Genomic DNA, 12,624 nt, shown 5'->3' with positions numbered 1-12,624 from the left:
AACGCCTGTCCCTCGTTTCAAAAATTTATCTAATTGAGCCTCGCAGCCTGCGCATTTTGATCTTTCAATAATTTATATTCTATGCTGTCTACCAAAGCTTGCCAGGTTGCCTCAATGATGTTTTCGGAAACGCCGATAGTGCTCCAGGTATCTTTTTCATCCTGTGACTGGATAAGTACACGCACAGGCGCAGCCGTGCCTGCTTTTTCATCCAACACGCGTACCTTAAAGTCAGAAAGATGCATTTTAGATAATGTGGGATAAAAATCCTTGAGCGCCTTGCGCAAAGCATTATCCAGCGCGTTTACTGGGCCGTCGCCTTCGGCGGCAGTATGCTCTCTTATGCCTTTTACCTTCAGTTTAATAATAGCTTCGGAGACAATCTTTTTGTCAGAGCGCTTCTCTATTACGATGCGAAAACCCTCTAAATCAAAGAATTTCCGGCATTTCTTCAGCGCCCTCTTTATCAGCAATTCTAACGAAGCCTCTGCTGCCTCAAAATGATAACCCTGATGTTCTAATTTCTGCAGCAGCTGCAAAATTTTCTTGGTGCCAGGGTCATCTTTATTTAAATCCAGTTCCAACTCTTTAGCGCGGATTAACACCCCAGTCTTACCCGCTAACTCCGAAACCAGGATCCTGCGCCGGTTTCCTACCAATACGGGATCAATATGTTCGTAAGTTTCGGGATTCTTCATTACCGCATTGATATGCACCCCTCCCTTATGGGCGAAACTGGAGACACCCACGTAAGGCTGGTCGCTTTTTTGTTTCATATTGCTTATCTCGCTGACAAAATGCGAAACATGGGTAATTTCTTTTAGTTTATCGTTACTGATACAATCAACGCCCATTTTTAATTTCAGGTTGGCAATAATCGGGATTAAATCCGCATTGCCGCAGCGCTCTCCGTAACCATTAATTGTGCCTTGCACCATATCGCATCCTTCTTCTACCGCAGCCAGAGAATTAGCCACTGCCAAATCCGCATCATTATGACAGTGGATGCCTAACCAAACACGGATCTTTGGCCGCACTTCCTTAATGACTTTTGCTACTTCCGAAGTCAGGGCCCCGCCGTTGGTATCGCACAAGACTATTGCCTTAGCGCCTGCCTCCTGTGCAGTGAGTAAACACTTCAGGCTGTAAACTTTATTGGCTTTATAGGCATCGAAAAAATGCTCGGCATCATAAAATACAGTCAAACCGCGCCCGGCGAGAAAACTCACTGTATCCTTAATCATCTTTAAATTCTCATCGAGCGTAGTCTTCAGGACGTCTTTAATATGCAAGTCCCATGTTTTTCCAAAAACAGCCGCTACTTTGGCCTGAGATTTCACAAGCGCCCTGAGGTTATTATCATCGCCGGCTTTGGTGTGCGCCCTACGGGTTGAACCAAAGGCAACGAGCTCACTCTTCTTCAGGGGTTTTTTGGCCATCTTCAGATAAAATTCCATATCTTTGGGGTTAGAACCGGGCCAGCCGCCTTCAATATAATCTACGCCTAGCCTGTCGAGCTCTCGCGCGATATTAACCTTATCCATAACAGAATAGGATATGCCCTCACCCTGCGCGCCGTCGCGCAGAGTTGTATCGTATAATTTTACTTTGGACATTTTACCCTCTCTTATAGGGACGGTTCTCAACCTAACCGAAAAGTGTCCCTATGGGGGACAGTTCTTACCGTAATTGAGAACCGTCCCTATTTTGCTAATCCAAACTTCTCGTGTAACGCCTTCACCGCAGTTTCAGCAAATTTCTTCTGTATAATACAGGATATACTTATGTCGGAAGTAGAAATCATCTCAATATTAATTTTATTTTCCGCCAGGGCCCCGAACATGGTAGCGGCAACACCGTGATGAGACTTCATACCTACACCTACTATGGATATACGGGCTATATTCTGATCTTCCAGGACATCCCCGGTGTTAATGCCTCCGGCTATTTTTTTAGTAATCCTTAGCGCCTTGCGCAACTCTGCCTTACTTACCGTAAAAGAGATATCAGTCTGACGCGTATGGCTGACATTCTGCACAATCATATCCACACTTATCCCCTTGCCGGATAATTCCTTGAATATCCTCGCTGCCACACCCGGCCGGTCAGGGACATCGCAGACCGTAATCTTTGCTTCGTTTTTATTTGCGGTTATGCCGCTGACCACTACCTCTTCCATCCTCTTGACCTCCTTAATAATCATTGTCCCGCCCTTATCTAAGAAAGATGAACGCACATGTATAGGCACGTCAAATTTTTTAGCTACTTCAATGGAGCGCGCCTGCATCACCTGAGCGCCCAATGACGCCATCTCCAGCATTTCGTCATAAGTTATGGCCTTAATTTTTTTTGCCTTAGACTCTATGCGCGGGTCCGTCGTATAAATCCCCTCTACGTCGGTGTATATCTCGCATTCGCGCGCCCTCAGTTCCTTTGCCAGGGCCACGGCAGTTAAATCCGAACCGCCCCTGCCTAAAGTAGTAATATCCTGATTCAGGGCGACACCCTGAAAACCAGCAACAATCACAATCCTGCCCCGTTTCAATTCTTCTTTTATTTTATCGGTATTTATTTTTATAATCCTGGCGCGGGTGTGGCTGGTATCGGTGATTATCCCCACCTGCGCTCCGGTAAAAGATATGGCTTCAAACCCTAATTTATGGATGGCCATAGCCAGAAGCGCCACAGAAATCTGCTCTCCGGTGGATAAAAGCATATCCATCTCCCGCTCCGAGGGTTCGGTATTAATCCGGGCTGCCAGTCCTATTAATTCATCTGTAGTGTCTCCCAAGGCAGAAACCACGACCACTAAATCGTATCCTTTCTTCCTGTAATTTACAACTCTTTTGGCCACATTCCGTATGCGCTCAATATTAGCCACGGATGATCCGCCGAACTTTTGCACAATTAAACCTTTATGCATATTTTTTTCTCCTGATAAACATAACCTTTATAATCTCCCCGACCATAAAACCTGCCAGGGCAAGCAAACAAAGGGTCACCGTCAAAAGTACTACGTCTTTATGGGTAAAATATTTTATTGTCTGAAGCACTAATGCCGCGACAGTGGTAATCAGTATAAAGAATGCCGGCAATAAGGTAAACTTCACGCTTTTATTCTTAGATAAGAGCCAGCAGCTTAAAACAAATAAAGCCAATGCCGCCACCAACTGATTGGATGCGCCGAAGGCCGGCCAGATCTTATTCCATTTTCCGCTCAAGGCCAAGGCTGCGCTTAAAATTATAATCACGGCAGTAGAAAAATAGCGATTTTTTATATGGAATAATTCTTTAGTCAAATAACGCGATATCCTGGTGGCTGTATCCAGCGTAGTCAGTATAAAGGCATTTAAAATAGTGATAGCGATAAAATGCCCGTTGCCGCCTAAAATATTATTGGTAATCAAACCATACCCTTTCCCGAATATGGCAATGGGCCCTAGGTTTTTTAAAATCATGCCGAAATCTTCTTTAGCGCCGAATAAAATAGCCGTAGCGATGATAGCCAATACCGCGACTATCCCTTCGGCGACCATGCCGCCGTATCCGACTCTCCTGACATGGCGCTCGTTAGCGATCTGTTTAGAGGAAGTACCGCTGGCGATTAAGGCATGGAACCCCGAAACCGCTCCGCAGGCAACGGTAATGAATAAAGCCGGCCAGAGGTAACCTTCGCTTGAACTCCATTGGTGGTAATAAGGCATAATCATTTTAGGCCGCGATAACAATAAACCCAGGTAACCTGCGCCTACCCCGAAAAATAACAAAAAACTACAAAGATAGTCGCGCGGCTGTAAAAGTATATTTACGGGCAGGACTGAGGCGAAATAACAATAAATGAACAACACCAAAAGCCAGGCTGCTATATTGCTGTTTACGGGCAGGATATTGCCTAAGAAGATTAATCCCGCCAGTAATAAAAGGCCTAATATGGTAGTGAATACGCTGTTTAATCTCAAGTTATACAAAAGATAGCCTGTAAGCATAGCTACCGGTATAAGCCCTAATGACGGCAGGACAATTTTCGGCTCTTTCACAAAGGTATCGGCGCAAAGATAGGCAAAAACAGCAATGACTAAAATCAAAGCCAGCCAGACGAATAAACAAAATAATATTTTAGCGCGTCTGGATACCACATGCTCTGCGATATCGGCTACGGATGAACCACCCTCCCTTATGGAAGTAATTAACGAGCCAAAATCGTGCACCCCGCCGATAAAAACCGTACCTATCAATACCCATAGTAATGCCGGCAACCACCCCCAGAGCATCACCGCAATCACCGGCCCGATGACCGGGCCTGCTCCGGCAATAGAAGCAAAATGGTGCCCAAATAAGACCAGCCAGTTCTTCGCGGGGATATAATCTACGCTGTCATATTTGGCATATGCCGGCGTCGGCCGCTTAGGGTCAACCTGCCATAATAATATAAACTTGGCAGCATAAAACCTATAAGCCCAGAAGAACAATATCAGCGTAACAAAAACAATGATGAGAGAATTCATATATTTAAGCTTCGCTCGCCTTGATAAAATAATCCATTAATTCATGGCCCTGCTCAAAATACAGGTCTGACTTCTCTGCTTCTTTTTCGCTGTAATTCAAAAAACCCCTACCGACGATCCCTTTACCGAATATCCCGAAAGGCACTACGTCAGCGGTATGGGTCCTGACCGAAACCGGCGTGGCATGGTCAGGTAAAACTAGGATACGGAAATTATCTTTATGTTTTAAGGCATTCAATATTGTGCCGGCTACCAACTGGTCAAACCTTTCAATAGCAGTAATCTTCTCTCTTAAATCCCCGTTGTGCCCGGCCTCATCAGGCGCTTCCACATGCACAAAAGTAAAATCGTCTTTTTCTAAGGACTTTAATGCTGCCCTGGCCTTGCCTTCATAATCAGTATCATAATAACCGGTAGCACCCGCAACTTTAATCACCTCTAACCCTATTATCCTGCCTAAGCCCCTGATTAAATCTACCGCGGAGATTACGCTGCCTGTCAGGCCGTATTTTTCACGAAACGTAGGCATATTTGGTTTTTTGCCCTGGCCCCACAGCCAAATCATATTCGCAGGGTTCTCTTTTAGGTCAATCCTCACCAGATTTATTTCATGCCCTTCCAAAACTTTACGCGAGTCCTGCATCAACTTTATGATGGTATCCCTGCCTTTTCCCCGGGGGAAATTCTGAGTAATACCTTGGCCAGTAATATCATGGGGAGGCCTGCATTGTAGATCCCCTAAAGGCATTCCCTGGATATCTTTGATGACCATCAAGTGCCTGTAACTGACCCCCGGATAAAATTTAATCTCTTGCGAACCTAAGCTGCGGTCAATAAATTTAATTAATACTGCCGCTTCTTTGGAGTTGATATGGCCTGCACTGTAATCAACGAGCCTATCGCCGGAAACTGTGATCAGGTTGCAACGGAAAGCTACCTCGTCCTCTTTTAAATCTATGCCTAGGTTTGCCGCTTCCAGAGGCCCCCTGCCCGTATAATATTCTGCGGGGTTATAGCCAAAGATAGAAATATTAGCTACGTCTGAAGCAGGCGCCATATCTTTGGGTATGGTTTTAATCCGGCCGAGCCTGCCGTGCTTGGCAATAAAATCCATATTTGGCGTGCGCGCCACCTCTAAGGGCGTACGTTCCCCCAGCTCTTTTAAGGGATAATCCGCCATACCGTCGCCGACTAAAACTATGTATTTCATATTTCAGCTGTAAGCTATAAGCATAAAAATTGTATCCTCTTGATTAATTTCCTTACTAAATCATTCTTGCTATTCGCCGATAAAATATTACCTCTTCTATCAATAACAAAGGCGCGGTAAGGCCTGAGGGTATTTGCTACTATGAATTCAGCGCCTGCTTTATGCTGTGCTGCTTTTGCCCGTTGAATTAAAGTGTTATCAGAAACCCCGGCTTCCAGTTTAAACATCACCAGCCTGCTTTTAGGAGAAACCCGCTGTATATCCCTAAAGACCTTAGGCAGTGGTTTTAATTTTAAGCTGATTGCCTTTTGCGAATCAAGTTTTCCGTTAAATATGCGCGTTGGTTTAAAGTCCGAAATAGCCGCAGAGTGTATTATATAATCATACTTTTTTGCGCTTAATTCTTTATTAAGCCTATTTCTTAATTCGCCAAAGAACTTAAAACGGATTAACTTTATCCCGCCCTTTCTACGACACTGTCTATTGTCGTCATAAGAAAGAGCGGGATTTATCTTCTTATCCAGGCAACAGGATTCTACCGCACCCAATAAAAGAGTAACCTTAGCACCTAAACTTATAAGTTTACGCGCCAGGAGCCTTCCGGTTTCGCCTGTGGCAATGTTACTGATAACCCTTACGCTATCTATAGGGACCCACGTCGGCCCTGCGGTAATCAAAATTCTTTTATTTTTTAGGCTCACCGGGTTAAGCTACTAATTAATTTTGGGCATTCAAACATTTAAACATTTAAACATTTAAACAATACTAATACCCAATCTCTCTCAATACCGCTTTTAAGTTGGGCTTTACTACTTTCGGTTCTTTTATACTCTTTATCGCCCGGTCAGGGTCTTTTAATCCATGACCGGTAAGGATACAAACTATTTTTGTCGTTGGTCGTTGGTCGTTGGTCGTTGGTTTAAAATATCCCCTTTTCACTAATTTTAATAAACCCGCGACAGAAGCTGCAGAGGCTGGCTCTACAAATACGCCCTCTTTCTGCGCTAATAATTTATAGGCAGCCAGGATTTGGCTATCGGAAACCATATCAATCAGGCCGCCGGATTCATCGCGCGCGCGCTCTGCCTGTTTCCAACTGGCAGGATTACCAATACGTATAGCTGTGGCAATGGTCCTGGGATTTTTTACAGGATAGCCTTTAACAATGGGGGCGGCACCCGCAGCCTGAAAACCCAGCATCTTCGGTAATTTTTTAATTTTACCTGATTCTTTGTATTCTTTATATCCCTTCCAATAAGCAGTAATATTCCCGGCATTACCCACTGGTATAACCTGAAAATCCGGCGCAGAACCTAAACAGTCGCAGATTTCAAAACTACCTGTCTTTTGGCCTTCTATACGGTAGGGATTTAGGGAATTGACTAAAGTTATGGGATAATCTTCAGTAATTTCCCTGACTAAATTCAAGGCGTCGTCAAAGTTCCCATCCACGGCTAAAACCTTTGCCCCGTGGATGAGTGCCTGGCTAAGCTTGCCTAAGGCAATCGCGCCGCGAGGTATAAGTACGATACACTTAAGGCCTGCAACCGCAGCATAGGCCGCAGCTGATGCCGAGGTATTGCCCGTAGAAGCGCACATCACTGCCTTTGCGCCTTCTTCAGAGGCTTTGGAAATAGCCAGGGTCATGCCCCTGTCCTTAAAAGAACCCGTGGGATTAAGGCCTTCGTATTTCAGGTAGACTTCATAACCTTTGCCCATCAGCTTGCTTAAATAACGGGCATGTATTAAAGGAGTATTGCCCTCTTTTAAAGTAATAACGGGCGTCTTTCTTGTCACCGGTAGATATTTTTTATATCTTTCAATCACGCCACTATATTGCATTTGGCTCCCCTTTAACTTTTAAACATTTAAACATTCAAACAATATTTATACTTCCTCTATTCTTATCGCTACTGACTTTTGCTTTATGATATCCATCCGGTCAATTATTGCAAGGGCAGAGCGCAGGTCTTTTTCCTTGGCCTCGTGGATGATCATCATAATAGGCACAACCTGCGTCTTTCTCCTCTCCTTCTGGGTAACCGAAGCTATGCTGATGCCGAATTTAGCCAGCACCCCGGAAACCTTTGCCAATACGCCGGGCTTATCCAGGGCCATAAAACGTATGTAATATTTACTTTCAATTTCGTTTATGCGCCGTAATTTCTTTACGGATTTATCCACTCCTATATTTAAAGTGGGCCTAAACATCCCTGCCTTAATACCCTGGGTCAAATCCACCAGGTCTGATACTACAGCAGAGGCAGCGGATAATTGCCCGGCGCCCGGGCCATAAAAAAGCAGGTTGCCGGCTAAATCGCTGGATACGTATATCGCGTTGAATATGCCGCCAACCGAAGAGAGCAGGTGCGCCTTAGGTATAAGGGTAGGATGGACCCTTATCTCCAATTCATCGGATTCCTTTTTGGCAATAGCCAATAATTTTATTTCAAACCCCATTTCTTTGGCGTAATTAATATCCGCCGGGGATACCCGCGAAATACCCTCGATAAATACTTCATCCATGCTCACCAATCTCCCGAAAGCCAGATAAGTCAACAGGATTAATTTATGCGCCGAGTCTATGCCTTCTATATCCAAACTGGGGTCTTTTTCGGCGAAGCCCCTGGCCTTGGCCTCAGAAAGGGCATCATTAAAACTACAGTTATTATGTGACATCTGTGATAATATAAAATTAGAAGTTCCGTTTACTATGCCAAAAATACTGTAAAACTTATTCGCCACCAATCCTTCGCGCAATGATTTTATAATCGGAATACCTGCCCCTACCGAGGCCTCAAAATAAATACTCTTGCCGCGGTCCTGCGCCAGGGCAAATAATTCCCTGCCCTCCTGAGCGAGGAGCGCTTTATTCGCGGTAACCACATTCTTACCCTTCTTCAGTGCCTCAGTAATATAGTCCTTGGCCGGGTGGATACCGCCCATTAACTCTACGACAATGTCTATCTGGGGATCGTCAATAATCTCCCGGGCATCCCTGGTCAAAAGGCCTTTATCCACGGTAACATTACGTTTAGAGGCAATGTCCTTGTCACAGATTTTTTTGACATTTATCTCTAAACCTATCTTTGCGCTTAATAGGGCCTTTTTTTCAGAGAGAATTTTTACTACGCCTGAGCCAACATTGCCAAAACCAATCAGGCCTACATTTATCTTTCTCATTACTTATCCTTTCTTGAGATAATAATCTACGGTATCCTTAATTACGCTCCTATGCCTTTCGTCTATCGCCAGGAATTGAAGCCTGGTATCGTAAATCAGGTCTTTGCTGATTTCGCGCGATTCCATAACTTTAGCCACAATCATAATCGGGTTAGCGTCAAAAGGTAAACGTATCTCTAAAGCCAGGTTAGTGCCTATGCTGAATGCCCTGTTTGTGGTTAAGAGCATGCCGCCTAAACTTACGTTTTTAGTCTGGGAAATATCTATGTTGTTGGCTTCCTCAAGTATGCGATACGAAACAATAAAACGGGCAGTTATGCGCGGGTGTTGCCTTCTTTCCGGTCCTTCGTAGTTCATTTCGCCTACCTCCTTTTTGCCTTTAATCCTATTCTATAAATTGGTCGGGGCGGACAGACTTGAACTGTCGACCTCTTGAACCCCATTCAAGCGCTCTAGCCAAACTGAGCCACGCCCCGTTAATCTTTTTGTCTTCGTGGCGAAATCCTCCGAAGCCCGCCACAGCTATTACTGTAAATCCAAAGGGCGTAGGAGGATGACCACGCCCCGTTATTCTTCTTTTCTCTCCCGAGTCATCAAATCCCTGACTGCTTCTTTAGCAGATTTATCCTTATAAAGAACAGCGTAAACTTCCCTGATAATAGGCATATCTACCTTATATTTTAGGCTCAAGGCATACGCGGATTTTGCCGTAGGGATACCCTCTGCCACCATCTGCATATGCGCGGTTACCTGTTTTAAGGACTTACCTCTGCCTATCCGCTCGCCCACAAACCTATTCCTGCTATAAGGGCTAATACAGGTAGTCACTAAATCTCCGAGGCCGCTTATACCGCTAAAGGTCTTTGCCTTTGCGCCCATACTGGAACCGAGCCGGGAAATTTCCACCAACCCCCGCGATAAAAGGGCTGCCTTTGTATTTGTGCCAAAACCCAGGCCATCAGAGATACCGCAGGCAATAGCAATAACGTTCTTCAGGCTCCCCCCTAATTCTACACCGATAACGTCGTCATTGGTATAAACCCTGAACCTCTCGGCCATAAAAATACCCTGCAGGTATTTTCTTAAATCCTTATCGCCGGAAGCAACCACACAGGCAGTGGGTATTCCTTTAGCAACTTCATGGGCAACCGTCGGCCCGGAGAGCACTGCTAATTTTATCTTGCCCATCTCATCGCGTATAACTTCGGACATCCTTTTCAGCGTACCTATCTCTATACCCTTGGTAACGCTTAAATATACGGCATGCCGGGGATAATCCAGCCGCTTGATTCTCTTAAGAATACCACGTAAATATTGCGAAGGGATAGCCAAAACCAGTAAATCTTTATCAGACACTGCTTCATTTAAACAGGATGTAATCTCTATGCCGGAAGGTATTCTTATACCGGGTAGGAATCTGGTATTAACTCTCTTTTTATTTAAATAAGAAATATAATCCGGGAATACGCCCCAAAGAGTAACTTTGAAACCTTTACGGTAGAGTAACATTGCTAACGTCGCCCCCCATCCCCCATCGCCTAAAACTGTAATATTAAATTTCTTCATTCTCTCTATTATCTTGCATATCCTCTTGCACTTCTTCTTTAACCTCTCCTTCCGATAACCCTGCTTCCTGCCCTTCTTCTGTCTCTTCGTCTTCTTCACCTTTAGTAAAGTATATTTTTGGATATATGCGGGTAGAATCTTTTTCTTCGCGGGTAATAAACTGGATGCCTGCTTCGTAAGTATCATCGCCTTTCTGCTCTACCCTGACCACTTTCCCAATTACGCCATTTTGATAAATAAAACTCCTGCTTTCTAAATCATGGCAGATATCCAAAGTATCCCGGTCAAAAGAAAGCCATAAGATATCGTTCTCTTTTACTTTATCCTTTATAGTACAAAGCACGCCTGAAGGGCTTACGTTTGAGGTATAGCCTTCCAGCAATTTATGGATCGTCTCCTCCTTGCATACTTTATAGGCAAGGGGAGTGACATAATCCAGCCTGATGAAGCTGCGGCGTTCATGGCCGCTATAACCGGCCTCTTTAACCATCTTCCTTAGCCCCTTCTACGTCATGAGCCATATCCTTGAACGCGAGAGGATTAGTTTTGTTGGTGCGCATCTTGGCTAAATCCCAACTGTAATCGTAAAGATGCAGCCCTTTGCTGACAGCGATAATTTCACCGTCTTCTACGCCAATCTCTTCTGCCATATATTGTTTGACTAATTGTAACCCCCCCAGGTTAGAAGGAAATCCGCCCCAAAGGTCCCAGGAGCGAAAATATAAAATAAAATGCAGCCTGCCGTAACGTATCCTGGTATCTATGAGCCGTAGGCATGGCGGGTCAGCTAATTTTATATCCGAAGGCATCCCGATCTCCATTACCGCCTGATTCGTCCCAAATCCCTGCTTTTTATAAATCTTAATGACTTCCTCTATCTGGTTTACGCGTAGCGGCATCTCTTTAGCCATTTCTTTGCCCTGGACGTCCGGTTTGAGTTTGGCTTCCGGCCCGACCAGCCTTTCGCCGTAAGTATAATCTTCTGTTGCGGTTTTGACCCCGGTCATCAGGTAATTTAAATACCCATGGATGTATTCCATATCTGTAGGCGCAGGTATGCTCATCCCTTCGGGAATAATCGGTATAATCTGATGGCCTGGCTTACGCACCCTGACCACGGCAAAATCAAATTCTAAGCGCTTCTGGCCTTCATAACTGCCGCGGGTAATGGTATAGACATGGCCCTTTTCCAGGATTTCAGATAAACACTGAAACCAGGCATCATCCAGGTCAAAGGCGTCAATAAAAACCTGCTCTAAGAATTCGCGTTCTATCATAACCGTATGGAGCGGGCAACGGGACTCGAACCCGTGTAGGTAGCTTGGAAGGCTACTGCACTTCCTCTGTGCTATGCCCGCATTACTATTCGTAAGGTCCTTCGCTGCTACCGCAGCTCAGGATCATTTTTTATATAAGTTAGCCACAAAAAATGACTATTGTTCTACCACTGTCCCGTCCAAATAATAAATCTTCAGACGGGATTCCGCCCGTTATGAAATTGCTTGGCGGAAAACTACTCCCGCACTTTCGTTATTGGTTAATGGTTAATTGTTAAAGGTCTATCTACCAATCCAATAACGATTAACGAATAACGATTAACTAAAATGGGCAGGGTAGGATTCGAACCTACGAAGCACAAGTGCAACAGATTTACAGTCTGCCCCCTTTGGCCACTTGGGTACCTGCCCATCTTACTAAAATTCTATTTAAATGCTCTCTGCCACTGCCAGATTTTAAATATAATTCTTTTTTTCTGGCATGTGAATAATCATCGAAATGCTCACTATATAAAAGAGAAAGTGGTCGTCTATATTTAGTAGACTGAACTTGTCCATTATTATGGCGATTTATCCGCTCTTTTATATTCTGGCGAGTTGAGCCTACGTATAGTTTATTATCCTTTGAACTCTTTAAGACATATACGAAAGCCATTTATATACCCCCTCCCGCCTATGCACTTCGTGCTTCGGCGGGTCCGCCGTAGCGAACGCAGTGAGCGTAGGCGGTCCCGCCTATGCACTTCGTGCTTCGGCGGGTCCGCCGTAGCGAACGCAGTGAGCGTAGGCGGTCCCGCCTATGCACTTCGTGCTTCGGCGGGTCCGCCGTAGCGAACGCAGTGAGCGTAGGCGGATTGGCCACTTGGGTACCTGCCCATAAATT

At 44.9% G+C, this 12,624-nt stretch carries 12 protein-coding genes and 3 tRNA genes; all 15 read right to left on the bottom strand.

Annotated elements, in window-relative coordinates; all coding sequences use genetic code 11:
* Positions 1-29 precede the first annotated feature (29 nt).
* The gene (gene cimA, locus PHV44_04965; protein ID MDD5592625.1) at positions 30-1,616 is read right to left on the bottom strand and encodes a citramalate synthase; all 1,587 of its coding nucleotides are present in this window, start codon (positions 1,614-1,616) and stop codon (positions 30-32) included.
* A gap of 86 nt (positions 1,617-1,702) precedes the next feature.
* On the bottom strand, positions 1,703-2,923 hold the full coding sequence (locus PHV44_04960; protein MDD5592624.1) for an aspartate kinase: 1,221 nt from the start codon (positions 2,921-2,923) through the stop codon (positions 1,703-1,705).
* A complete protein-coding gene (locus tag PHV44_04955; GenBank protein ID MDD5592623.1) occupies positions 2,916-4,505 on the bottom strand; it encodes a carbon starvation protein A in 1,590 nt (529 codons plus the stop codon). Before PHV44_04955 ends, PHV44_04960 begins: the two co-directional genes overlap by 8 nt.
* Before the next feature lie 4 nt (positions 4,506-4,509).
* The gene (locus PHV44_04950) at positions 4,510-5,715 is read right to left on the bottom strand and encodes a cofactor-independent phosphoglycerate mutase (protein MDD5592622.1); all 1,206 of its coding nucleotides are present in this window, start codon (positions 5,713-5,715) and stop codon (positions 4,510-4,512) included.
* A 14-nt stretch (positions 5,716-5,729) separates the two neighbouring features.
* Positions 5,730-6,416 carry a phosphopantothenoylcysteine decarboxylase gene (locus PHV44_04945; protein MDD5592621.1) on the bottom strand — a complete coding sequence of 229 codons (687 nt, stop codon included), beginning with the start codon at positions 6,414-6,416 and terminating at the stop codon, positions 5,730-5,732.
* A gap of 64 nt (positions 6,417-6,480) precedes the next feature.
* A complete protein-coding gene (thrC, locus tag PHV44_04940; protein MDD5592620.1) occupies positions 6,481-7,557 on the bottom strand; it encodes a threonine synthase in 1,077 nt (358 codons plus the stop codon).
* A 45-nt stretch (positions 7,558-7,602) separates the two neighbouring features.
* A complete protein-coding gene (locus PHV44_04935; protein ID MDD5592619.1) occupies positions 7,603-8,898 on the bottom strand; it encodes a homoserine dehydrogenase in 1,296 nt (431 codons plus the stop codon).
* 3 nt (positions 8,899-8,901) lie between these two features.
* Positions 8,902-9,255: a PilZ domain-containing protein gene (locus PHV44_04930; GenBank protein MDD5592618.1), complete on the bottom strand. Its 354-nt coding sequence runs from the start codon at positions 9,253-9,255 to the stop codon at positions 8,902-8,904.
* Between the two features lie 41 nt (positions 9,256-9,296).
* Positions 9,297-9,374 (bottom strand) — tRNA-Pro (locus PHV44_04925).
* A gap of 91 nt (positions 9,375-9,465) precedes the next feature.
* Complete coding sequence (locus tag PHV44_04920) at positions 9,466-10,464, bottom strand: NAD(P)-dependent glycerol-3-phosphate dehydrogenase (GenBank protein MDD5592617.1); 999 nt, start codon at positions 10,462-10,464, stop codon at positions 9,466-9,468.
* A complete protein-coding gene (locus PHV44_04915; protein MDD5592616.1) occupies positions 10,451-10,954 on the bottom strand; it encodes a PilZ domain-containing protein in 504 nt (167 codons plus the stop codon). Before PHV44_04915 ends, PHV44_04920 begins: the two co-directional genes overlap by 14 nt.
* Complete coding sequence (locus PHV44_04910) at positions 10,947-11,741, bottom strand: thymidylate synthase (protein ID MDD5592615.1); 795 nt, start codon at positions 11,739-11,741, stop codon at positions 10,947-10,949. Before PHV44_04910 ends, PHV44_04915 begins: the two co-directional genes overlap by 8 nt.
* Positions 11,742-11,748: 7 nt before the next feature.
* Positions 11,749-11,822, bottom strand: a tRNA-Gly gene (locus PHV44_04905).
* A 247-nt stretch (positions 11,823-12,069) separates the two neighbouring features.
* A tRNA-Tyr gene (locus PHV44_04900) sits at positions 12,070-12,152 on the bottom strand.
* Complete coding sequence (locus PHV44_04895) at positions 12,115-12,396, bottom strand: GIY-YIG nuclease family protein (protein ID MDD5592614.1); 282 nt, start codon at positions 12,394-12,396, stop codon at positions 12,115-12,117. The genes PHV44_04900 and PHV44_04895 overlap by 38 nt, the downstream gene beginning before the upstream one ends.
* Between the last annotated feature and the right edge of the window lie 228 nt (positions 12,397-12,624).

The organism is Candidatus Omnitrophota bacterium (assembly GCA_028717245.1).
Lineage (GTDB): Bacteria > Omnitrophota > Gorgyraeia > Gygaellales > Profunditerraquicolaceae > JAGUYA01.
The sequence above is the reverse complement of the archived record's forward strand: the minus strand, read 5'-3'. Positions and strand labels throughout refer to the sequence as shown.